The following is a 23,732-nucleotide window of genomic DNA, read 5'->3' on the forward strand; positions in this document are numbered from 1 at the left end:
GTAACCCCAGCTGTCATCCTATTGCAATGAAATTAAGCTTGTTTCGAAGCTTCGATTTCGATCGTGAATTTCACTTCGTCGCCGATTAGAACGCCGCCTGTTTCAAGCGCTGCGTTGTAAGTCAGGCCGTAATCGCTGCGTTTGAAAGCACCTTTGCCGCTGAAGCCGACTTTCTCGTTGCCCCATGGGTCTTTGCCGCTGCCTTCGTAAGTAACGGCGAACGATTCTGTACGAGTCAAGCCGTGCAAAGTCAGATCGCCGGTAACGTTATATTCGCCGTCATCTGTTTTGCTAATGGATGTCGATTTGAAGGATAGGGTCGGGTATTGCTCGATATCGAAGAAATCACCTGTGCGTAGGTGGTTATCGCGATCGGCATTACGAGTGTCGATGCTGCTAAGCGCAATGTTAAATTCAATGTTTGCTGTAGTCAAATCCGTAGGATCCGCTTCGATTACGGCATTAAATTCATGAAACGTACCTTTAACTTTAGCAATCATCATATGTCTGATTGTGAAATCAACGCTACTGTGGCTTGCATCAACGATCCATTTGGACAAAGACATGAATTGACCTCCTAAATTTACTTACAATTAATAATAAGCTTAATATTATATAGTAAGTTTATTCGAGGAAGAAGGTCTTTGTCAATACGAATGTCAGAAAAATCCTACCGCATTACTGCGGCTCCGGATAAGGGAACAAATCGGCGATTCGAGTCGTTTGGCCGCTTTCAGTCGTGAATACAACATGCTCCCGTCGCAATCCGCGCGGACTGTCGAGACCGCATGCCGCAGACAGCGAGAACAACCCTTCCCTCAGCTGCAAAATATAATTCATGACGCGCCACTGCTTCTCCTCAGGCGCAAGAGCGGCTTGATACTTCGCATCGGTTGTCGTAATGCCTGTCGGGCATTTGCCCGTGTGGCATTGCAGCGCCATGATGCAGCCGTTAGCCATCATGAAGCCGCGCGCCGAATTGACGCAGTCAGCTCCGAGCGCGAGGGCGATCGCGACTTTGTCCGGCGTGATCAGCTTGCCGGAGGCGAAGATGCGAATGCGCTCGCGAACGCCGAATTTGCGGGCGGTGTCGTCAAGGATGATAAGCGCCGCATACAGCGGCAGTCCCATGCCGTCGGCCATCGCCTTGAACGTGGCGCCGGACCCGCCTTCGGAGCCGTCGACTGTTATGAAGTCGGGATAGATGTCCAGCTCCAGCATTGCCGAGAATAATGGCTCCAGTCGCTTCGGATCCCCGACAACGATTTTGATACCGACAGGTTTGCCTCCGGCCTCCTGCAAGGAGCCGATGAATCGCAGCGCTTCTTCCGGGCTCGTCAGCAGCTCGAACCGATTGGGCGAATTGACGGTCTGGCCGACAGGGACGAGCCTTGCCGCCGCTACCGCCTCTGTCACTTTGGAGCCTTCAAGATGTCCGCCGCGGATCTTGGCGCCTTGATGGAATTTGAGTTCGAACGCTTTGATGTTCGGATTCTCCGCTTTGCGTTTGAACTCGTCTATGGAGAATTTGCCCGAATTATCTCGGAAGCCAAACATCCCCGGGCCTATCTGGGAAACGACATCTGCCCCTGTTGCCAGGTGAACGTGGGCAACGCCGCCTTCGCCCGTGTTGATCCAGGATCCGCCGGCCATCGCTGCGCCGCTGCCGGTCGATTGGATATAGTTCTCGCCCACAGCGCCGAAGGAAGTGGCAGATGCGCCAAACATGCCCTTAAGCCGCCATGGCTGAGGGCGATCTTGCCCGACGATGATGACATCGTCATCCGCGAGGAGCCAGCGCTTCACGTTTTCGTCGACTGTTTTCTCTTTGCGCGTGAACAGTCCTTCATCGGTAATGACGTATTTTCTTCCGGGTACAAGCTGGAGGTTGTCGACCTTAAGCTCGCTCGTCAGCTTGGGAAACATCGCATTGGATAAGTAGAAGCCGGGCTTCTCGTAGTCGCGCCGGCCGCCGAAGGAGATGAGATCCGTGCGGTATTTGGCCGCGTACACGATGCCGACGAAATCGGCCCGCGAGAACGGTCTTCCTTCCGTATCATTGTCGAACCAATATTGACGGAACTCCGGACCGAGCTTTTCCAGCAAATAACGGACCCAGCCGAGAAACGGATGCGAGCGAATGATGGAATGCTTGGGCCGTTTGGAGAGGATGTACATATAGCTGAAGAAAGCAAGCAACAGCAGGGCAACAAGCAAGAAAACGGCTGTAATCAGAATCGTGGATACCATCTCGAACTCCCCCAGTTGTCATCGTTAACAGGTGATAATTTCCCATTTCAGTATACCGTTCGCTGCCATTTTTTAGTCGTGGACAACCTTGGAGAACGGGGAGAACGAGAAAACCTCCACCCCACCTTGGGAAGGTGGGAATGGAGGTTAGATAGTAGACGGCTTGAAGCTAGCTGACATCCTGACGCTTGCGGTTGCTGAACTGACTTTCGTACAGATCGGCGTAGAAGCCGCCTGCGGCAAGCAAGTCTTCGTGCGTGCCTTGCTCGATCACGGTGCCGTGGTTCATGACGAGAATGAGATCGGCATCGCGGATGGTCGAGAGGCGATGGGCGATGACGAAGCTGGTTCGTCCTTGCATCAGCTGATTCATCGCATGCTGAATATGAATTTCGGTCCGCGTATCGACGCTGCTTGTCGCCTCATCGAGGATGAGGATGGCAGGGTCGGCGAGAATGGCGCGGGCAATGGTGAGCAACTGCTTCTGACCTTGCGAAATATTAGAGGCCTCTTCGTTCAGAATCGTGTCGTAGCCGTCAGGCAGCGTACGAATGAAGTGATCGGCGTAGGCCGCGCGGGCTGCTGCAACCACTTCTTCTTCCGAGGCGCCGATGCGGCCGTAAGCGATATTGTCGCGGATCGTCCCGTTGAACAGCCACGTATCCTGAAGCACCATGCCGAACAAGCTCCGCAGATCGCCGCGGCGAAGCTGCGTCAGGTTTACGCCGTCGATGGTAATGCTGCCGCCATTGAGCTCATAGAAGCGCATCAGCAGGTTGATCAGCGTTGTTTTGCCGGCGCCGGTTGGACCGACGATGGCGATCGTTTGACCTGCGCGGACATGAATATCCATGTCTTCGATGAGCGCCGTGTCCTCTTTATAACGGAACTGCACATGGTTGAAGCTCACGTCGCCCTTCGGCTTCATCGCTTTGCCGACAACCGCTGCCGCTTGGCTGCTTACGATGGCAACCGGAGCTGCTGCTTCCAGCACTTCTTCCTCCTCATCGAGCAGCTCGAAAATCCGCTCCGCGGACGCAATCGTCGACTGAATGATGTTGGCGATTTGGGCCGTTTGCGTAATCGGCATCGCGAATTGGCGCGAGTAGGAGATGAAGGCTTGCACGTCCCCGATTGTAATCGACTTATGCAGCACAAGAATGCCGCCCGCGACGCTGACCAGTACGTAGCCGATGTTGCCGATGAAACCCATGATGGGCATAATCATCCCGGAGACGAACTGCGCGCGCCAGCCGGATTGGTACAGCTCTTCATTGACCGCATTAAACTTGGCAACGGATTTGCGCTCATGTCCGAACGCTTTCACGATATTGTGGCCGGTGTACATTTCCTCAACGTGGCCGTTCAATTCACCAAGCGCTTTCTGTTGGCCTTTAAAATAAAGCTGCGATCGCTTCGCAATCATCTTAATCGCGAGGAAGCTGAGCGGCAGCGTCACAATCGTGATGAGCGTCATGAGCGGACTGATCGTCAGCATCATGACGACAACGCCGATCAGCGTCACGAAAGCGGTGATGAACTGCGTCAAGCTTTGCTGCAGCGTGCCGCTGATGTTATCCACGTCGTTGACAGCGCGGCTCAGTATTTCCCCGTGCGTGCGGGAATCGAAGAACTTTAAGGGCAGTCGTGCCAGTTTCTCGTTCACGTCCTTGCGAAGATCGTATACGGTCTTCTGCGCCACGCTTGCCATGACATACTGTTGAATGAATCCGAATAATGCACTAATGACATATAAGACCGCAAGTACAACAAGGATTTGCCAAATATAATGAAAGTCGATTTCTGCACCGGGTACGTGATTAATCTTGCCCATCAATCCTTCGAACAGCTTCGTTGTTGCTTTCCCCATGATCTTCGGTCCGAGAATCGAGAAGACGGTACTGAGCACCGCCGTCAGAAGGACGATGAGCAATGCCGTCCGGTGAGGCTTCAGATAACCGGTCAATCTGCGCAAGGTGCCTTTGAAATCCTTCGCTTTCTGAACCTGCATGCCCATCATGCCGCCGGGGCCGCCGCGACCCGGGCCGAAGCCGAAATTACTTGGACCCGGGCCGGTTGGAGCGCCCGGTCGAGGACCGCCAGGACCGCCGCCTGCAGGGCCTTTCTGTAGTTCACTCATGCGATTTCCTCCTCTGACAGCTGTGACGTGACGATTTCGCGATAGACGGTGGACGCGTGCAGCAGTTCGCGGTGGGTGCCGATCGCCGAGATTTGGCCGTCATCCAGCACGATAATCCGGTCGGCATCCATGACGGTGCTGACCCGCTGCGCGACGATCAAGACCGTCGCATCCGTCGTTTCGCTGCGAAGCGCCTCGCGCAGCTTGGCATCGGTCTTAAAGTCGAGCGCGGAGAAGCTGTCGTCGAACAAATAAACCGAAGGCCTGCGAACGAGCGCGCGGGCAATGGACAGCCGCTGCTTCTGGCCGCCGGATACGTTGGTACCGCCTTGCGCGATTGGCGAGCCGAAACCTTCTTTCATTTCGGAGATGAAGTCGCTGGCTTGCGCTACAACGGCTGCGTGGCGAATGTCCTCGTCCGTCGCATCTTCTTTGCCGAAACGAATGTTCTCGGCGATGGTACCCGTGAAGAGCACCGCCTTCTGCGGCACGAGGCCGATCATGGAACGCAGCGTTTCTTGCGACATGTCGCGCACATCGATGCCGCCAATCGTAATGCTGCCGCTTGAAGCGTCATAGAAGCGCGGAATGAGATTGATCAGCGTAGATTTGCCGGAGCCTGTGCCGCCGATAATGGCGGTCACTTCGCCGCGGCCTGCGCGGAATGAAATATTGGAGAGCGCCGGCATTTCGGCACCCGGATAATGAAAGGATACATCGTTGAACGCAAGCTCGCCGTTTGCAACTGCTTTTGCCGAAGAAGCTGCATTAGGGTCCGTAATATCCGGCACCATGTTCAGCACCTCGTTGATCCGAGTCGCCGAAGCGGAAGCGCGCGGAATCATCACGAACATCATCGAGGCAAAGATCAGCGCGAACATAATTTGCCACGCGTATTGAATGAAGGCCATCAAGTCTCCGACCTCCATATGGCCGCTGTCGATACGAAGGCCGCCGTACCAGACGATGGCAAGGCTGGCGAAATTCAAAACCAGCATCATCGCCGGCATAAGCGAGGCCATGATCCGGTTCACTTTGATCGACGTATCGGTCAGATCGCCGTTGGCATCATTGAAGCGGCCTTGCTCGTGGTTGATCCGGTTAAAGGAACGGATAACGCGGATCCCGGTAAGATTTTCGCGGAGCACGAGGTTAAGCTTGTCGATCTTCTTCTGCATCGCTTTAAACAGGGGAACACCCCGGCTTACGATCAATAAGATAATGAGTGCGAGAATCGGGACAATCGCAATAATAATGAGCGAGAGGTTGACGTCTTTGTAGAGCGCCATGATGATCCCGCCGAAGCACATCATCGGGGCCATAACCATGACCCGCATCATCATCATGAGGACTTGCTGAACTTGGGTAATGTCATTGGTCGTCCGCGTAATGAGGGAAGCGGTGCCGATTTGGTCAAATTCGTGCAACGAATACTTCTCTACATGCCCGAAGACACGACTGCGCAAGTCTCGGCCGAAGCCGCCCGCCGCCTTAGCGGACAAGTAGCTGGCACCGATCGAGCAGATTCCGCCGCCCAGCGCGATGAGCAGCATCAAGCCGCCGATCCGCCAAATGTACGGGTTATCGCCTTGCACGACGCCTTTGTCGACAATGTCGGCGAGCAGCGTAGGGAGATACAAATCGGATAACGATTGAAGGAATACGAATAACAGAACGAATAAAACAGGGATACGGTAAGGCCGCAGCATACGAAGCAGTTTCATCATAGTTGGCTATTCACCCTCTTTGGAATGGATTGGTTTGCCGGGATTGTCCTTGCACCATACGGAATATTCCTCTGGTCGCTCGCCATGATAGAACGCGAAAACATCATCGAGCAATTCTACCAGCAGCGCTGCACGATCCTCGCCCAGATGTTCGATCAGCCCATTCATCCGGGCATGCATGGCAGCCCGTGCAAGACCGGTCAGCCTAGCGCCTTCCTCCGTCAGCTTAATCCGTACCACCCTGCGGTCGCTAGGGTCCGCGCTGCGTTCAAGCAGACCTCTTGCCGTGAGCACGTTGACTGTCTGCGTGATCGTCGGCGAGGCGACATTCATCAGGCTGCTGAGCTCCGATGCCTTCAGTCCGGCGGGATTGGAGCGCATGGCTCCTCCGATGGTAAACAGCGTCATCGTCTCGCTTGGCGTACAGTTCTCGATCGGATTGCGGTTCTTAAACGGAATATGCTTGAGCTGTCGGAATGCGCGGATAAGCTGGTGGGCAGTGCCGCGGTCGTGCTCGTTATCACCTTGCATAGGAAGTGCTCCTTTTTTGCATCATGCATTTATTTTAGTTAGCTAACCTAAGTATATTTATTTCGCCAATGGAATGTCAAGATTGCTATTTATAAACACTCTGAAAATTGTGTATGATAGTAGGATAAGATTTTAGGTAGGAAAGGTTGGTCGCAATGGAGAACAAGACATCATCCTCTAACTTTATTAAAAATATCGTGGCTGAAGATTTGAAAGCCGGTAAAGTCAGCGAGGTTATTACCCGCTTCCCGCCGGAGCCGAACGGTTACCTGCATATCGGCCATGCCAAATCGATCTGTTTGAATTTCGAGCTTGCCGACGAATACGGCGGGAAAACCAACCTGCGTTTTGACGATACGAATCCGGTGAAAGAAGATACGGAATATGTGGAATCGATCCAAGAGGACGTGACTTGGCTTGGTTTTGAGTGGGATGACCTGCGTTTTGCTTCGGATTATTTCGAGGAGCTCTATCAACGTGCGGTACTTCTCATCAAGAAAGGCAAAGCGTTCGTCTGCGACCTGACGGCCGAGCAAATGCGCGAAATGCGCGGCTCGTTGACGGAGCCCGGCAAAAACAGCCCGTACCGTGACCGCAGCGTGGAAGAGAACTTGGATCTGTTCGCTCGTATGCGTGCAGGCGAATTCAAGGACGGCGAACGGATTCTGCGTGCCAAAATCGACATGAGCTCGCCGAATATCAACCTGCGCGACCCTGCGCTGTACCGCATTGCGCATGCCCATCACCACCGGACAGGCGATGCTTGGTGCATCTATCCGATGTATGACTACGCGCATCCGATCAGCGATGCGATTGAAGGCGTAACGCATTCGATCTGTACGCTGGAATTCGAAGATCACCGTCCGCTGTACGACTGGACGATTATCGAGTGCGAGATGGAATCGCAGCCGCGTCAATACGAGTTTGCCCGCTTGAACGTGACGAACACGATCATGAGCAAACGTTACCTCAAAATGCTCGTCGACCAAGGCGTCGTCGAGAGCTGGGACGATCCGCGCATGCCGACGATCAGCGGCCTCCGCCGCCGCGGCTTCACGCCTGAATCGCTGCGTGCGTTCTGCCGCGAAATCGGCGTAGCGCGTGCCTATAGCGTAGTGGACGAGCGGATGCTGGAATTCTTCATCCGCGAGGATTTGAAGCTGAAGGCGCCGCGTACGATGGCCGTGCTTGCACCGCTGAAAGTAGTCATCACCAACTACCCGGAAGGGCAAGTGGAGATGCTTGAAGCCGAAAATAACGCGGAGAACGAAGAGATGGGCAGCCGCCAAATTCCGTTCTCGCGCGAAATCTATATCGAGCAGGACGACTTCATGGAGAACCCGCCGAACAAATACTTCCGGTTGTTCCCGGGCAACGAAGTCCGCTTGAAGCATGCTTACTTCATTACATGCCAAGAGGTAGTGAAGGACGAAGCCGGCAACGTCGTGGAACTGCGCTGCACGTACGATCCGGAGACGAAGAGCGGATCGGGCTTCACCGGCCGCAAAGTGAAAGGCACCATCCACTGGGTGGAAGCTTCCCAAGCGGTACCGGCGGAATTCCGCCTGTTCGAGCCGCTGCTGCTCGACAATCCGGATGATGAGGGCAAGGATTTCCTCGAGCGCATTAATCCGAACTCCCTCGACGTGCTGCAAGGTTTTGTCGAACCGAACATGAAGGAAGCGCGCGGACAGGACAAGTTCCAATTCTTCCGCCACGGCTACTTCAACGTAGATCCGAAGCATACCAGCGAATCGAAGGTTGTCTTCAACCGCATCGTGTCGCTGAAGAGCTCGTTTGATCCGAAGGCTTAACTATAATGGGGCTGGCTCGCAAGTCATTGTTGATGACTTGTGTAGCCAGCCCCTTATTTGTGCTTGTTTACGAAGTTGGCCGCCGCTGATAGTCGCTATCCGCTAATGAAGGGCAAAACCAGCAGCTCAAAAGAAGGGATTCGCTCTCATTGGCGCAACCCGAGTAACACTAACCTTGAACTGTACGGTTTCGTAACCGAGAGCGGCCGCTCTCACCGTGCTCTTCCAGTAGCTTCTCCCACCTAAAAAATCTTGGCGAAAACGTAGTCGATTTGGCGCTCATAAGTGGAAATGCCGCTAAAGAAGTAGCTCTATCGCCGAAACCAAACTAACTTGCCTTTTCTGGGAGCTGTAGGCAGATATTCTGCCACCAGCACGGACAGTGTGTTTTTCGGAGGTGAGAGTTCAGTTTCCGCACTCTCAGTTTCTGAAGCAGCAGGAAGGAGTTAGTTTGATCGCTGAGAGACGGATTTCCCGACTCTTAGCATCATTTTCTCGTGGTTTCGGCTGTGAGAGTCGGATTTTCCTACTCTCATCGCCTGGCGAGGCTGCCCATGGGTCGCCCCAATCAGCCTCGCAAAAACAAAAGTGACAAGATCGTCCCAAAATGTTGCATAACCAGCAACATTCTGAATGTTGGAGAGCGGGTAGTCGTTATAATGTTGCTTGATATACAACATTCACTTATTAAACTGGCTGAACGGGTTGTGTTTCCTCTGAAAAGTTGCATTTAGAGCAGCATTTGTCCAAACTGAGCTGTTAATCTGCTTGAATGTTGCTTTTTGAGCAACATTTTATGCCAGCCGCCCAGCTGGCCGCGCCAAAAAAAAGCGCCCCAAACCAGCGGGGCGCCTAATTCCTATCCTTTCCTCGTCAGCTCGTTTGCGCGGATTTCCTCCATGAACTGCGGCCACCACTCGGCCTGCTCGGACCAGTCGGCCGTTTTGACGTTCGCTTGGCCCCATGCCTTCATGGCTTGGTCGCCGCTTTCGGTCATGGCTGCTAAGCTGCCGTAGTCCGGAACGAGCCACTTGCGTCCGATTTGGGCGTGGAGCACCTCGTCGGCCCAATCGTAATCTTGGATGAGGAGCGAAATCGGATTGTTGGTGTCCTTCGCGATTTCCCACTCTTTTTGCTTGCCCGTATGTTTAGGCATGAGGCTTTGTTCGATCCGCCACAGGATGAGGTGAGCCTCCTGCGGGGTAAACTCGGTATTGAGAATCACCGAAGATCCCATATGAATCGGGTACTTATAGAACGGTACGCCGCCGAAGTAGAGGCCGATTTCCCCAAGCATCGCATGGCGGGTTTCATCCCAAAGCTGGCGGCTCAGATCGGTGTAATATTCCCACGGCTTGCCTTCCGTTTTGTACAGAATCGGTCCCATCCACTCCGGTACGTCCATCTCGCGAAGCCGCTTATAGATGAGGGAGTACGCACGCTCTTCGGGCGAGCAGTTCTCATCCCAGAAGTAAGAATCGATCTTGGCGGAGGTGTTGTAAGGGTCGATGAAACGCTCGTCTCTGCGAGGCATCGGGTCCATCTCGTAGCGTTGGCCGTCGGAACGCGGGGCAGCTTCGCAAACGACAGCATCGAGATCCCCGGATACGCCGCCGGCAGCAAGCAAGAATGCGCGCAGATGAGCTTCCCAATCAGCTGCGATTCCCGCCTGCTCAGGCGAATCGATTAACGCGGTCAGAGCCGCTTCTCCCCAGACGATCATTTCCTCTTCATCCTGCAGCATGCCGCGAAGCAGGCGATAAGTCGGATGCTCCGTCATTTTATTCATATTCGCAATATATTGGGACAGCGCTTTCGCGATTTCCGGTCGAATGACCCGGTAGATCCCGGTGAGCAGCTCCACCGTATTCTCCGCGCGAATCGCTTCATCCAGCCAGATGCGCAGCTGCTCATCCGGATCTTGATCAAGATGAAGAGGAGGCTCGCGCATTTCAGAGACCCGTTTGCGAATGGCGGCACTGTGCTCGGCATCGAGCCACAGATGATAGCCAAACGCGCATTTCACTTCCCATTCAGGTACAGCTGCCAGATGCGCGGACAAGATTTGATTGAGGTTCTTGGCAATAAAGTTGAATCGCTTCAGCAGATTCACGCTTTGGTCGACGGTAAATCCGGGCTTGCAAGCCTCTTCATAAGAACATATTCCGGCAAGAGGCGGTATGCCTTTATTGTCAATAACGACTCTGTTCAATGCGCGACACTCCCTTATGAAAGTTGTACTTACGTACGATTATATAAGTTCTAAGGGAGAATTTCTTGGTCTAAACAATCTCGTTTTTTGTCAAAATCAACTATTCAACTCTTCCGCACTCGGACTGTTCTTCGCTCTGAAGGCTATTGGAGGAATACCCTCGGCCACCTTGAAGGCGCGACTGAACGCATGAATACTGCCGAAGCCCAAGTGATCGGCAATATGCTGAATGGAGAGATTGGTATAACGCAGCATTTGTTTGGCTTGATCGATTCGAATCTGTCGATGGTACTGGATCGGCGTCGTCAAATAGTGCTTTTTGAACGTGCGCAGCATATAGTACTTGCTGATGTTAAAGCGCTCAGAAAGCTCCTCCAGCGTAATCTCGCAGTCCCATTTGGAGTGAAGATGACGGCGAATGGCTTGCATGTCCGTACCCGGCTGATTCATTCCGAGTTCATGCTGCCTGATCAAGTAGGTGAGCAAAGAGAGCAGCAATCCTTTACAAGAGGTTTCATAGAGCGGCAAACGCATCTGAAACTCCTCGATTAATTCCAGCAGCATGGACTCGAACCGCTTCGGCTGACGGAGCCGAATATGGCTTGGCAGCGCGAGCGCTCCCTCTGACATCCGGTCCGGCCGAAACCATGCCAGCTGTTCCTTTGTCATGTGGCTCGGCATCTGGAAGGACACCGACAGCTCCGGGCTGTCCGGCATCTCGATCAGGTCAAAGTGCACATGAGGCTGGCTTATGGCCCCGCCGCCAAGCACCTGAATGGAATGCGACTGCCGCGGTTTAAACAAGAAGATGTCGCCGGGAACTCCTTCGTACGCAACACCTTCCACTGTTACAAGCAAACGTCCCTCCTGCAAGTATAGAAGCTCGTAATCCCAAATTTGCCGCGCGGATATCGACCAATCGGCGGGGACGATGCTTGCCATAGCTGTGCGAACATAAGGACTAAGCGTCGTGAGGAGATCTTGTTCTTCCATCTGCGTTGCCTCCCTGGCTGCAATCTACTAGAAGAGCAATTGCTGTTAAAAAGTCACATGGTCCTGATAAATATTTATCCGAATCGGTTCGTTATAATCTAGCTATCACGGAGCTAGTGAGAGGAGACGAATATGTTAAACCATATCAGTAAAATTCAACCCGGCATCAAAACAAAACGGATTTCGAGCTACGATCGCAGCGGAGGAAATGCCGACTTTATTTCGATTCCCGCCGGCGAGACTGCAGATCTTGCCGTCATTGCCGGCGCTGGCATCATTAAGCATATTTGGATCACGGTAAGCGCACCGGACAAGTTCATTCGCCGCAATGCCGTCATTCGCATGTACTGGGATGGCGAAACGGAACCGAGCGTAGAATCTCCGATGGGCGATTTCTTCGGACAAGGGTTCGGCGAAGAGTACAATTTCGCCTCGCTTCCGCTTGCAGCGGCACCCGCAAATGGCAAAGCGTTTAACTGTTATTTTCCGATGCCGTTTGGCGACGGGGCAAGAATTACGATCGAGAACCAATCGAACGAGCCCATCCAGAGCTTCTATTATTATATTGATTTCGAGCAGCACCCGGAGATTCCTGCCTCTGAGGGCCGGTTCCACGCATGGTGGAACCGTGAGATTACGGGCGTGCAACCTCAAGAAGGAGAGACGGAGTGGGGGATTATCGGGCCACAGGGGAAGAACGCAACAACCGAGCATAACTATGTGTTCGCCAATATCGTCGGCAGCGGACAGTTTGTCGGCATCAACTACTACGTGGATAACCCGGGTCCGATGTGGTACGGCGAAGGCGATGACATGTGGCTGATCGATGGCGAGGATTGGCCTGGCTCCTTGCATGGAACGGGGACGGAGGACTTCTTCAACAGCTCCTGGTGCCCGAACGAAGTGTATGCGCATCCGTACTTCGGCTATGCTAAAGTGCCGAACAAGCTGGGTTGGATGGGCCGCACGCACTGCTATCGCTTCTTCTTGGAAGACCCGATCCGATTCGAGAAATCGCTGCATGCGAGCATCGAGCACGGACATGACAATGCCTTGACGCTCGATCTATCGACCGTAGCGTATTGGTATCAAAGCGAGCCGCATCAACCATTCCCGGCGCTGCCTGCGAAGGAAGAACGGGCCAACATGCCGGAAGTCGGCGTCGTTGATGTACATCGGTGGCGGCATGCATGGCGCAATGCGAATGACAGCAAGCCTACATTGTGGGGAAATGAAAAATAATCAATCGTGCGGAAGAAGCCTGGTTCGATGACCTCGAATTAGGCTTTTTTGTGTTCGCATGAGGCGTATGGGAAGAAAGCTTCCACAGATTTGTACGAATTTCGCAAAATCCATTTTACAGCAACTCTCCTTATAATGAGACCAACAAACAGCTTTGACTGGAAGAAAGGGAGATTCTCATGAGAAGGAAATGGATGAAACGAACAGCTCTTATGACAATTAGCGCGACGGTTCTCCTAAGCGGAATGACGCTTGGCAGCGGTCATTTGATGGCACAGACGAATACGACGCAATCGCTGGAGGAAGTACTTGCCGGGATGACGCCTTTGCAGCGCCAAGCTTTGCACCAGCTGGAAGTTACGGATGAGAGCGGTCTTCAGCTCTCGCCGTCCGTCAACTTAAATAGCCCGGCTGCTGCTTCGGTTATTGTAGAGTTCAAGGCGGAGCCTGCCCAAAGCGCTGTTCTCAAGCAGGCGCTTAATGGAAAGTCCCTATCCATGAATGAAGCCAGTAAAAATGCCGATACGGCCCAAGCTGCATTCCAGAAAGATTTGAAAACGATCTATAAGGAAGAGCTGCGCTCGGATGCTGATTTTTACAAGATTACGAGAGTCTATAAGAATTCCATTAATGGTGTTGCCATACAGCTGCCGGCGAATCAAATCCAGCAATTGCTGCAATCCAGCGCCGTTAAGGCTGTTTGGAGTAATGAAGAAGTCCATATTGAGCCTCCGGTGAAGCAAGAAGCAGTTGCGGGAGATCAAGCGGTAGCGACGCAATATACATTCCCGGGCATTGATAAATTGCATGCCGAAGGCTTCACGGGGAAGGGGATTAAGGTAGGGGTTATCGATACAGGGGTTGATTACAACCATCCTGATCTAACCGATGCTTACAAAGGTTATCGTGCGCAAGCAGGTGTAGATCCGAAGCGTATCAATCCCAGCACTGTAAAAGGTTGGGACTTTGTAGACAATGATGCCGATCCGATGGAAACGACGTATGACGATTGGCAGAAATCCGGTAACGGCGAGTATAGCGGCGGTTCGCCTTACTATACCGAGCATGGTACACACGTATCCGGCATCATAGCGGGTCGAGGTAAAAATACAGGAGAGCTCAAGGTGACCGGTGTAGCGCCTGATGCAGATCTTTATGTCTACCGCGTATTAGGTCCGTATGGCTCAGGTTCGACGGCTGACATTCTGGGCGGTATCGATAAGGCGATTAACGATGGAATGGATGTTATTAATCTATCCCTTGGCGCAAATACGAACAATCCGCTTGAGCTTGAGAGTATCGCGCTGAATAATGCCGTGCTCGCAGGCGTAACTGCAGCGGTATCTGCCGGAAACTCCGGAAGTGGCATGTATACACTCGGTTCGCCGGGTGCAGGCGCATTAGCCATTACAGTGGGTGCAAGCGATGTTTCGGAGAAGATTGCGACGGGCACAGGCACGCTGCACGTTAGTGCGGCTGATGCAACAGCAGCTGCAACAACGGATTTACGACTGCTTGGCAAAGGCTACGGAGACAAGCTGGAAGAGCTGCGCGGCTTGAGTCTGCCGATCGTTGCGATTCCTAAATTAGGCGAAGCTGCGGACTACAAAGATTTAGATGTGGCCGGCAAAGTTGCATATGTAAATAGAGGCGAGATCGCTCTCGATATCAAAATCAAAGAAGCGGCAAAGCACGGCGCGAAAGCGGTATTGCTTGCCAATAACACCAATGCAGGCGGAGAAACCTTTATTTCGTCCTACTTAGGCGAGTCTTATGGTCTTATTCCGACCTTCTCATTAACGAAAGCTTCGGCAGATGTAATGTCGCCTAAGATTGGATTGCTCTCCACGTTCTCGATTGATACGCTCAGTGAAACGGTAACTCCGGGCAGCACATTGGCGGGCTTTAGCTCACGAGGTCCAGCACGGATTACCTACGATATTAAGCCGGAAGTGACGGCTCCTGGCGTATCTACATTCTCTTCTGTGCCGCCTTATATGCACGGAGCTGATCAAATTGGCAATTATACGTATGCTTACGAGCATTTATCCGGAACATCGATGGCATCGCCAAACGTAGCAGGTGTAGCGGCATTGTTATTGCAAGCCAACCCTGATCTGACTCCGGCGCAAGTGAAAGAAACATTGATGAATACTGCGGATCCGCTGAATGACAACTACAGCGTGTTTGAAGTGGGTGCCGGTGTCGTCGATCCTTATGAGGCGATTCATGCGCAGGCACGCGTCGAAGTGCTGGATCGCACAGATGCAACAGGCTCTAAGCAATACGTAACGAATCAAACAGGCGCGATGGCGTTTGGAACGCATGCACCGGGTGGAGCGGCTGTATCGGATCAACGCTCCCTCTATATCTATAACAATAGCAATACAGCGAAAACCTTTAACGTAGCGGTTGCATTCCAGAAGGATCGCAGAGGTTCACTTGATGCCGCTGCTAACAATGTGACTATTACAACCGATTCCGCAGTAACAGTAGCTGCATCTTCCAAGAAGCGCACAGACGTGTCCATTGCAATTCCGGCATCGGCTGCACTTGGCGTCTATGAAGGTTATGTCACTTATACGAATGCAGACGATGCGAATGAGATGTACCAAGTGCCATTTGCCGTTCGTACCATCGTAGAGGGCATCGATTCCTTCTCGCTAAGCCCGAAAGCTTTTACAAGACCATCTGATTCCGCGTACCCCGGCCAGCTGCTTTATACCAATGGCTATCTGAAATTGAAATCTCATATGCGCATAATTGACGTCATTCTGACGGATATGGATAACAAAGAAGTTGGTTACATCGGTTCATTCGATGGCTTGAAGATGAATGACAATACGAATATGGCGATCACCTCGATCTTCTCGGGTTACTATTATCCATTCACAGGCCGACTCGATCACCCGATTGCGTATAACCCCGTTCTTACGAAACCGGGCATGTATCGTCTGAAGCTCATCGGTACCAATGATGAGGGACGAACATTTACGACAAGTGCAGCGGTATATTTTGAAAATACGGCTCCGACATTTAATGTACAAGTGAACAATTTGACCAATGTGCCAAACGTTCATGGTTCGGATTCGGACCAAGACGTGTACGAATACGATCCGGCTGTAGATTCGAGAATCTTGATTTCCGGTTCCATTTCGGATAAAGGAACGGAAGAGATGATGGCACATCCGGATGATTTCCCGGGCGTGACCAAGAGAAACAACTTTGTCTATTATAGAGATCCAACATGCACATCGGCGTTGCTCGGTGCTTGTACGGCAAAAGTAATCGTTCCGGATGTGAACGGCAACTTCTCGACCTATATCAATATCAATCCGACCAAGCCGATGACGCTTGAATTCTATGGATGGGATGCTGCGTCCAACAAAACGTTTAATGTCGGAAAAAACTTGTATATTTTGAAAAAGGGCGAGACATATGCTTACATGCAGCCTGAAAAACGTGCCAAAAACATGGGCGAAGCCTTGCATAGTACGTTATCGTTGAACAACGCAAGCGATGTAAAAGGCGCAGCATTTAAGTTCTACTATAATTCCAGAATCAGCAATCTTCTGCAACCGGAGGATATTGTTCTAAATCCTGCTTACAGTGATTATTTTGACGTTACAATGGAGCAGCATCCAAACCAGGAAGGCTCGTATAATTATGAGGCGACCATTACGTTGACGCGCAAAGAGGGCGTAGAAGGAACGTTGTCCGGCAATCTTTCCTTGGCGGATGTCGCGTTTAATCTGTCCTACGACACGACTGTACAGCCTTTGATGGACCAAGGCTATTTGTACTCCGTAACCTATACAGATAGCGCAGATACGACCAAACCTGTATTATTCACGGGGAACTCTGCTAGCTTTAAGATTCGCACCTACTCCGTGCTGCGTGGATCGATGGCTGCGGAGGCGCTGTACAATAATTATGGAACATTGGCTGCTAATCCGAAGAACTTGGATTACTCCCAGATTGGCGCTCAAGTCAAGGTGACAAGCTCGAATGGTACGGAGTATCCGGTTGGCAGCTATTACGCGGCAAGCTTTGAAGTTCCGAATCTGCCATTTACAGATGACACCTATACGTTTGCATTGGATATCCCGGGTCACTTTACAATTCATAGCAATTTCACCATTGGCTTCCGCGATGATGCCGGAAATATCACGACCCAAAATCTTGTTCTTCCTTACAATCCTGCAACCGCCGGCGATGTGAACAAGGATGATGTCATCGATATTATGGACGCGCTCTATATCGAACAAGTATGGGGAACGAACGATCGTGCAGCAGATATCAATTATGATGGTACGGTAGATGTATACGATCTCATTTATGTGCTTCGTAACTATTTAGTATCCAATCCTACGGTTGAATTCACGCCGAATCCAAGGCAGAAGTACCAAGGCGTCGAGATCGACAACATTATTGATAAAATCGATGCAAGACTGTCGGCTGAAGCGACATTTGCAGAGATTCCCGATGCGGATGCAATTACAAGTGCTACTAAGGAAGAGGTTAAAGCGGCTGTAGCTGAAGCTAAAACGGCAGTAACGGACGCCATTAATGCAGGTTGGACGGCGGAAGAGGTTGTAGGCTTTACAGGCTATTACAAGATTGCCGCTGCAGAGCAGAAAATCGCCGCTATCGAAAGCGAAGAAGTAGCGGTAACGCCAGTAACACCAGTAACACCAATAACACCGACAGATCCTGTAACAGATGCTGAGGAAAAGGCGAAAGCAGAAGCAGAGGCGAAAGCTAAAGCGGAAGCAGAAGCAAAAGCGAAGGCAGAAGCGGAAGCGAAAGCGAAGGCAGAAGCAGAAGCGGCAGCCAAAGCGAGAGCAGCGGCAGAGGCGAAAGCGAAGGCAAAAGACGCGGCTATTATTAAACAAGCTGAAGCGGCTCAAGCTAGGGTTGATAAGCAGTTGAAGAATGTAAAAGATGCACAGAAGCTGCTGGTGCAGGCTGGTAAGGCTGCTGCAGCGATCAAAGCCGATAAGAACGGTAACGTGGATATCGCAAAGGTTGCCATAGTCATGGGACAATACGAAGCGATCATTACGGAGTTTAATCGTGCCGGCAAAGCAAATCTGGCTTCACCTGCGATTTTGGAATTTGTGAAAGTGATGAACAACAAGGTGAGCAAGGATGTTATTGCGAACTTTGTGAAAGAATCCGCTACTTCTTCCAAGCAGCTGTTGAACCTGATCAATGCTTTGAAGAAGAGCAAAATCGATACAACCGAGATCGAAAAGATTTACAAAAACATGCTGAAGGCAGAAGCGAACAAGAAAGCTTCCTCCAAACAGTAAAAGTAGGATAAGCAAGGACCGAAGCGGAGTGAAAACTCTGTCTTCGGTCTTTTTCATCGAGCAAGTACGGATATTCGCTGGTATACTTAGGTCAACTATTGCCTAATCGGAAGGACGGGTGGAAGATGCCGATCGAGATATCGGAGGTTCCTGGCATCATTCTTGCAGGCGGACGAAGCTCGAGGATGGGGTCCGATAAAGCGCTGTTGCCCGTTGGGGCTAGGGGCGAAGTGATCTTAAGAGCAGTCGCCGAGCAAATGTTAGCACTTGGCATGCCGTATGTAATGGTTTCCGTTGGCGACAGTGAGCGGGAGGAAGCATACAGGTCGAGGCTGGCCGGGCTGCTTGGTCAGGTTCGATTCGTGCACGACACTTACCCGGATTGCGGACCGCTGGCTGGATTGCATGCTGCTTTGAGCGCTATGTATGAGCCGGGTTATGCTTTCGTTATGGCATGCGATATGCCCATGCTGTCGGGCACGCTGCTTGCGAGGATGCTGCCGCTGGCAAGCGGGGAGGCGGCACCGCCGCGTACGGAAGCTGGCATGCCGCAAGTTATTCGCACGCCGAATCAACCGTTCCATGCACTTTATCATACGAGCGTCGCGCGTGAATTGCAGCAACGGCTGGAACGGCATGAGCTACGCCTCATGGCGCTGCTTGATGCACTGCATACAGTTGAGATACAGCCGCTCCCGAATGAAGAAGAAGCGTTCGTGAATCTGAATACACCTGAATTGTACGCCGACTATGTGCGCTCGAAAGGTATCTTCTAGCTGCAAAGGCCGCTTCTGTCGCAGCTGCTTGCCAATGTATTGCCCCGGGAGCAACACATCCGCTGAAAACGCCAATTACCTGATGATGTGTTGCTCGTGGAGCTACACATGAGCTGTAATCAGCGCATATTTGCGAAAGTGTTGCTCTGGGAGCTACTCTTCGTTCAACTAACCAGCAATCCCGGCTCAATAGAGCCTCATTCTCGCTGGAGAGAGGTAACAAGTACCGCCCATGTAGAGAGAACGCAGCGTTCCGATATAAGAGAGGTAACGGTTACCGCTCATGCCGTGTAAAGGCCACATTCCCGCCAAAGAGAGAGGTAACAGCTACCGCTCATGGAGCGAGAACGCAGCGTATCAGCAAAAGAGAGGTAACAGGTACCGCTCATAGAGCGAGAACGCAGTATATCAGCAAAAGAGTGGTAGCAGTTACCGCTCATGGAGCGAGAAATCAGCGTATCAGCAAAAGAGAGGTAACAGTTACCGCTCGATGCAGCAAGAAGGCTGCGTTCCAGTATAAGAGAGGTAACAGGTACCGCTCATGGAGCGAGATAGCTGCATTGCCGCCAAAGAGCGGTAACATCTACCGCATTAGGTAGCAGTCAAAGCCGCGTCGAAGGCATCGTATCCACATAAAAAAGCACCCCGGAAGGGGTGCTTTTTTCACGACTACCCGTTGATATGCATTTCCACCTCTATATACTCATTCGAGCTGTAGGCTCCGACCACGGACTCGACCAAGTGGCGCAAGGCCTCGACGGACGGTGCCTCCCAGAAGGTAATGCTTCTGGAGTGGTCTGCGGTTCGGGATTGCACGCGAAGCTTAAAACCCGCTGGCAATCCGACGGAATCGGCTTGGCCGGCTGCGGCGAAGAATTTCGCCGGATCGGAAATCGTATGTAGGACGGCAATGGTCAATGGACATTCCCCCTATTAGGTTGGTTATCGAATCGATATATCATATTCGAGCCCGCGGGGAATATTCAGAACCGGCAAGGATGCGCCAAACTAGCGCATCCTTGCCTGCCGATTATGGCGCCTCCCGCTCAAGCCGGACGGCGCATAGCTTGAATTCCGGCATGCGGCTGATGGGGTGCAGCGCATCGTTGGTCAGCTTATTGATGGCGAGGTCGCCGCCCCAATGGAAAGGGACGAATACCGTTGTAGGGTGAATATCCTGCACCACCTTCACGTCGATGACCATCGTACCGCGCCGCGTGGTGAGGCGCAGGCGATCGCCGGGGCGCAGCAGAAGTTTCTCTGCGGCCGAAGGATGAATTTCCGCGACGGGGACCGGCGCTTTTTTCATTAGGGCAGCCGTACGACGCGTTTGGGTGCCGCTCAGATAATGGTTGCCGAGCCTGCCTGTCGTCAAAATATAGGGATACTCAGTGCTCGTCGTTTCCGCCGGTTTCTTCGGCGTAATGCCGTGCAGCTTGGCGCGTCCGTTCGGATGATAATAGACGCCGTTCTCGAACATGCGAGGCGTTCCGGGATGCTCCGGCGACGGACAAGGCCAGAACAGACCCTTCTTCTCTTTAATCCGCGAGTAGGACATGCCGCCGTAGTCGGCTTTTCCGCCTGCGCTGGCTCGGCTCAGCTCATCGAATACCGCTTCCGGGGATTCATATTGAAAATAAGCACCGCGTCCAAGTCGCTCCGCCAGTGCGACAATAAGCTTGTAGTCTTCCATCACTTCACCGGGCGTCTTCAGCGCGCGCGGACGATGAAACACGCGGCCTTCAAGGTTGGTTAGCGTACCTTCGGCCTCCAGAAATGTCGATCCCGGAAGCAGCCAGTGTGCATAAGCGGCGGTCTCCGTCTCGAAGAGATCGATGACGACGAGCAGCTCCAGCTTCTTCAATGCCTCTTCCACGCGCGAGTTATTCGGGCTCGATACAAGCGGATTGGAGCCGAGCACGATCATCGCTTTGATTTCGCCGTCCAGAATGCGGTCGAACAGCTCATAGGCAGAAACCCCTTTGCCCGGGATCTCCTCCGGCTCGATTCCCCAAACCGCCGCGACATGCCGCCGTGCTTCGGGATCGTCTATCATGCGGTAGCCGGGCAGCTGGTCGGCCTTCTGACCATGCTCTCGGCCGCCTTGACCGTTGGCTTGACCGGTTACGGGTCCGAATCCGCAGCCGGGCCGACCCATTTTGCCCGTTAGCAGACAGAGATTAATATAGTTCAGCGTGTGCTCCACGCCGTTAATTTGCTGTTCCAATCCGCGTGCAGTGAGGACGACGCCTGTCTCTGCACGGGCAAATCCGCGCGCGATGGTGCGGATGACTTCTTTGGGAATGCCGGTGTACCCGGACACGGTATCGGGCGAGAAATCGCGAACAGACTCCCGCACCTCTTCAATTCCGGTTGTGTGAGCGTCTACGTAGGCTTGATCATAAAGATTCTCGTTCAAGATGACATGGAGCAGCCCGTTGACGAATACGGAGTCGAACCCCGGCTGTAAATTCACATGAATATCAGCCAGCTTGGAGGTCATGGTAGGGCGCGGATCGATCGTAACGATAATGGCCCCGCGTTTCTTGGCTGCCATTAGATAGGGAACCATCGTCGGCTGACATTCCGCAATATTGGTTCCGGCCAAAATAATATAATTCGCCATCATTAAATCATCCAGCGGCACATTCATTCCGCGATCGATGCCGAAGGCGCGCATTTGCGCCGCAGCAGCGGAAGACATGCAGTAGCGTCCGTTGTAGTCCACATACTTGGAGCGTAAAGCGACACGCGTGAATTTGCCGAGCAAATAACAGACCTCATTGGTGAGCGAGCCTCCGCCGAAGACGGATACGGCATCGCGGCCGTGCTGCTCTTGAATGGATAAGATCGAGGAGGCGATGCCATCAAGCGCATCTTCCCAGCTCGATTGCTGCCATGTCGAGCCCGGCAGGGCAGAGCCAACCCGGCGCTGCGGTACGAGGAGACGCTCCTCATGGACGGTATGCCCCAAGGCATTCAGCCCTTTCTGGCATAGACGGCCCGTCGCCACCGGGAAATCCGGACTTGGCTTAATGTCGAAACCTGCCGCATTGTCTTCCGGAAGCAGCTCGATGCCGCACTGCATACTGCAAAAGCAGCAATGGGAGCTAATTCGAGTCGCTGTTGGATCAGCTGCTATAGGTAGTGCGCTCATGAGGATTCCTCCATTTCCGCTTGCGTAAGGGTAAGGCGTGCAGACGGAACGGCTTTGTTCCGTCTGCCCCGGATGATGCACGCTGCCTTCGGCCGGCATTGGGTTCGGTCAACTGAAAGTGCGGATATCACGCGGGCTGAGCAGTCCGCCTAACGAAATCTTTTAAGAAGTGGCCGTGTTCTGCATGCCCGCCGAATCGATGCGAGCTTTGCCGCCGCTGCCGATCCAGGATTTCTTCCAAGCGCCTTGCACGAGGAAGATCAAGACGATACAGATCAATGCCACGCCGCTAAGAATGAGGAAGCCCGGTGTATAGGAGCCGGTTGAGAGCTTTAAGTTTCCGAGCACCTTCGGGAGAAAATAACCGCCAAGTCCTCCCGCCGCGCCGACGATGCCGGTGACGATGCCGATCTCGTTCTGGAAGCGCTGCGGCACGAGCTGGAATACGGAACCGTTGCCCATGCCGAGGGCCATCATCCCGATGAAGAGCAGAACAATCATCGCCGGAAGCGGCGGCAAGGTGGAGATGCAAGCCATCATAATGGCAACGACCGCATACAAGGCAATCAGCATGCGAAGTCCGCCGAGCCGGTCGGCAAGCCAGCCGCCAACCGGACGGAAGAAGCTGCCCGCGATGACGCAGATTGTGGCAAAGTCCGCTGCGCGTACGGGGCTAAGGCCATACTGGGTGTTGAAGAAAATCGTCAAATAGTTGGACATCCCGACGAAACCGCCGAACGTGACGGCATACAGCATACAGAACATCCACGTGTCCCGCTGCTTGAGCACCGAGCCGTAATCGGACAGCTTGCGCGGGGAAGGCTGGTTCGGACTGTCTTTGGCAAGCAGGGTGAACACAATGAATACGATCGCGATCGGAATGAGCGCCATGCCAAAAACAACATGCCAGCTGCCATAATGCTGAGCGATCCGATTGGCGAAAAGCGTGGTGAATACCGTTCCGCTGTTGCCCGCTCCGGCGATTCCCATCGCGAGACCTTGATATTTCGGGGGATACCAACGGCTCGCAAGCGGCAGTGCGGCGGCGAAGGAAGCGCCGGCAACGCCGAGCAGCAGCGCGACGATATACAGCTCGCCTAGGGAGTCGACGAACTTCCAGCCCCAGACGAGCGGGACCATCGTAAGGGCAATACCGATCTGGCCAGTGCGCTTCGGCCCGATGACATCGGTGAAATAACCGAGCACAAGGCGAAGGATGGAGCCGCCTAGTATTGGCAATGCGACCAGGTTCGCTTTCTGAGCGGCATCCATCTGATAGTCGCTCATAATAATGACAGCCAGCGGCCCCAGCAGGACCCATACCATGAAGCTCATGTCAAAATACAAAAATGCGCTCAGCAAGGACGGGCTGTGTCCGCTTTTCAAAAATCCATCGCGATTCATCATTGCAAGTAGCTCCTCTCCATTGTTCATTCCGGTCGATCTCTCTCTTTTTGCAAACGGTCCTGCCGCTTCATCTTCAGCTTGGCTTGTCAAACGAGAAATGAGGGTTGCTCGCTTGAAGCGACTGCTTTGTAAGCGTTTCTAACACAATAAAAGGCCGCATCGCAGTTG

The 23,732-nt window shown here is 52.8% G+C and carries 14 protein-coding genes; 4 read left to right on the top strand and 10 right to left on the bottom strand.

Annotation, left to right across the window (positions count from 1 at the left end):
* Nucleotides 1–32: 32 nt before the first annotated feature.
* The 5 genes from BM412_RS27480 to BM412_RS27500 form a co-directional block, all read right to left on the bottom strand.
* The gene (locus tag BM412_RS27480) at nucleotides 33–566 is read right to left on the bottom strand and encodes a YceI family protein (protein WP_091224889.1); all 534 of its coding nucleotides are present in this window, start codon (nucleotides 564–566) and stop codon (nucleotides 33–35) included.
* A gap of 112 nt (nucleotides 567–678) precedes the next feature.
* On the bottom strand, nucleotides 679–2,250 hold the full coding sequence (locus BM412_RS27485; protein WP_091224890.1) for an FMN-binding glutamate synthase family protein: 1,572 nt from the start codon (nucleotides 2,248–2,250) through the stop codon (nucleotides 679–681).
* A gap of 169 nt (nucleotides 2,251–2,419) precedes the next feature.
* Nucleotides 2,420–4,390: an ABC transporter ATP-binding protein gene (locus BM412_RS27490; RefSeq protein ID WP_091224891.1), complete on the bottom strand. Its 1,971-nt coding sequence runs from the start codon at nucleotides 4,388–4,390 to the stop codon at nucleotides 2,420–2,422.
* Nucleotides 4,387–6,117, bottom strand: coding sequence for an ABC transporter ATP-binding protein (locus BM412_RS27495; RefSeq protein ID WP_091224892.1), 1,731 nt, complete (start codon nucleotides 6,115–6,117; stop codon nucleotides 4,387–4,389). The genes BM412_RS27490 and BM412_RS27495 overlap by 4 nt, the downstream gene beginning before the upstream one ends.
* Nucleotides 6,118–6,123: 6 nt before the next feature.
* Nucleotides 6,124–6,648, bottom strand: a complete 525-nt coding sequence (locus BM412_RS27500; protein WP_091224893.1) for a MarR family winged helix-turn-helix transcriptional regulator — start codon at nucleotides 6,646–6,648, stop codon at nucleotides 6,124–6,126.
* A gap of 155 nt (nucleotides 6,649–6,803) precedes the next feature.
* Between BM412_RS27500 and BM412_RS27505 the strand changes: the two genes are divergently transcribed.
* Nucleotides 6,804–8,462, top strand: a complete 1,659-nt coding sequence (locus BM412_RS27505) for a glutamine--tRNA ligase/YqeY domain fusion protein (protein ID WP_091224894.1) — start codon at nucleotides 6,804–6,806, stop codon at nucleotides 8,460–8,462.
* A gap of 859 nt (nucleotides 8,463–9,321) precedes the next feature.
* Here the strand turns inward: BM412_RS27505 and BM412_RS27510 are convergent.
* Nucleotides 9,322–10,674, bottom strand: coding sequence for a hypothetical protein (locus tag BM412_RS27510; protein WP_091224895.1), 1,353 nt, complete (start codon nucleotides 10,672–10,674; stop codon nucleotides 9,322–9,324).
* A 96-nt stretch (nucleotides 10,675–10,770) separates the two neighbouring features.
* Entirely contained in the window at nucleotides 10,771–11,667 is an 897-nt protein-coding gene (locus tag BM412_RS27515; protein ID WP_091224896.1) for an AraC family transcriptional regulator, read from the bottom strand.
* A gap of 132 nt (nucleotides 11,668–11,799) precedes the next feature.
* Here BM412_RS27515 and BM412_RS27520 point away from each other — a divergent pair, with 132 nt between their 5' ends.
* From BM412_RS27520 to BM412_RS27530, 3 genes are all read left to right on the top strand, one after another.
* Nucleotides 11,800–12,909: a glycoside hydrolase family 172 protein gene (locus tag BM412_RS27520; protein WP_091224897.1), complete on the top strand. Its 1,110-nt coding sequence runs from the start codon at nucleotides 11,800–11,802 to the stop codon at nucleotides 12,907–12,909.
* A 212-nt stretch (nucleotides 12,910–13,121) separates the two neighbouring features.
* Nucleotides 13,122–18,224 carry a S8 family serine peptidase gene (locus tag BM412_RS27525; protein WP_177246124.1) on the top strand — a complete coding sequence of 1,701 codons (5,103 nt, stop codon included), beginning with the start codon at nucleotides 13,122–13,124 and terminating at the stop codon, nucleotides 18,222–18,224.
* Between the two features lie 125 nt (nucleotides 18,225–18,349).
* Nucleotides 18,350–19,000: a molybdenum cofactor guanylyltransferase gene (locus BM412_RS27530; protein WP_091224899.1), complete on the top strand. Its 651-nt coding sequence runs from the start codon at nucleotides 18,350–18,352 to the stop codon at nucleotides 18,998–19,000.
* A 669-nt stretch (nucleotides 19,001–19,669) separates the two neighbouring features.
* Here the strand turns inward: BM412_RS27530 and BM412_RS27535 are convergent.
* The 3 genes from BM412_RS27535 to BM412_RS27545 form a co-directional block, all read right to left on the bottom strand.
* Complete coding sequence (locus tag BM412_RS27535) at nucleotides 19,670–19,918, bottom strand: hypothetical protein (RefSeq protein WP_091224900.1); 249 nt, start codon at nucleotides 19,916–19,918, stop codon at nucleotides 19,670–19,672.
* Between the two features lie 112 nt (nucleotides 19,919–20,030).
* Nucleotides 20,031–22,157, bottom strand: coding sequence for a molybdopterin oxidoreductase family protein (locus BM412_RS27540; protein ID WP_091224901.1), 2,127 nt, complete (start codon nucleotides 22,155–22,157; stop codon nucleotides 20,031–20,033).
* Nucleotides 22,158–22,319: 162 nt separating this feature from the next.
* Nucleotides 22,320–23,561 (bottom strand): nitrate/nitrite transporter, encoded by a 1,242-nt coding sequence (locus BM412_RS27545; protein ID WP_091225083.1) that lies wholly within the window; start codon nucleotides 23,559–23,561, stop codon nucleotides 22,320–22,322.
* Between the last annotated feature and the right edge of the window lie 171 nt (nucleotides 23,562–23,732).

The organism is Paenibacillus sp. BC26 (assembly GCF_900116125.1).
Classification (GTDB): Bacteria; Bacillota; Bacilli; order Paenibacillales; family Paenibacillaceae; genus Paenibacillus_Z; species Paenibacillus_Z lignilyticus.

Coding starts and splice junctions, on each gene's coding strand:
- BM412_RS27480 (WP_091224889.1), bottom strand. CDS start 566: ATGTCTTTGTCCAAATGGATCGTTGATGCAAGCCACAGTAGCGTTGAT.
- BM412_RS27485 (WP_091224890.1), bottom strand. CDS start 2,250: ATGGTATCCACGATTCTGATTACAGCCGTTTTCTTGCTTGTTGCCCTG.
- BM412_RS27490 (WP_091224891.1), bottom strand. CDS start 4,390: ATGAGTGAACTACAGAAAGGCCCTGCAGGCGGCGGTCCTGGCGGTCCT.
- BM412_RS27495 (WP_091224892.1), bottom strand. CDS start 6,117: ATGATGAAACTGCTTCGTATGCTGCGGCCTTACCGTATCCCTGTTTTA.
- BM412_RS27500 (WP_091224893.1), bottom strand. CDS start 6,648: ATGCAAGGTGATAACGAGCACGACCGCGGCACTGCCCACCAGCTTATC.
- BM412_RS27505 (WP_091224894.1), top strand. CDS start 6,804: ATGGAGAACAAGACATCATCCTCTAACTTTATTAAAAATATCGTGGCT.
- BM412_RS27515 (WP_091224896.1), bottom strand. CDS start 11,667: ATGGAAGAACAAGATCTCCTCACGACGCTTAGTCCTTATGTTCGCACA.
- BM412_RS27520 (WP_091224897.1), top strand. CDS start 11,800: ATGTTAAACCATATCAGTAAAATTCAACCCGGCATCAAAACAAAACGG.
- BM412_RS27525 (WP_177246124.1), top strand. CDS start 13,122: ATGACAATTAGCGCGACGGTTCTCCTAAGCGGAATGACGCTTGGCAGC.
- BM412_RS27530 (WP_091224899.1), top strand. CDS start 18,350: ATGCCGATCGAGATATCGGAGGTTCCTGGCATCATTCTTGCAGGCGGA.
- BM412_RS27540 (WP_091224901.1), bottom strand. CDS start 22,157: ATGAGCGCACTACCTATAGCAGCTGATCCAACAGCGACTCGAATTAGC.
- BM412_RS27545 (WP_091225083.1), bottom strand. CDS start 23,561: ATGAATCGCGATGGATTTTTGAAAAGCGGACACAGCCCGTCCTTGCTG.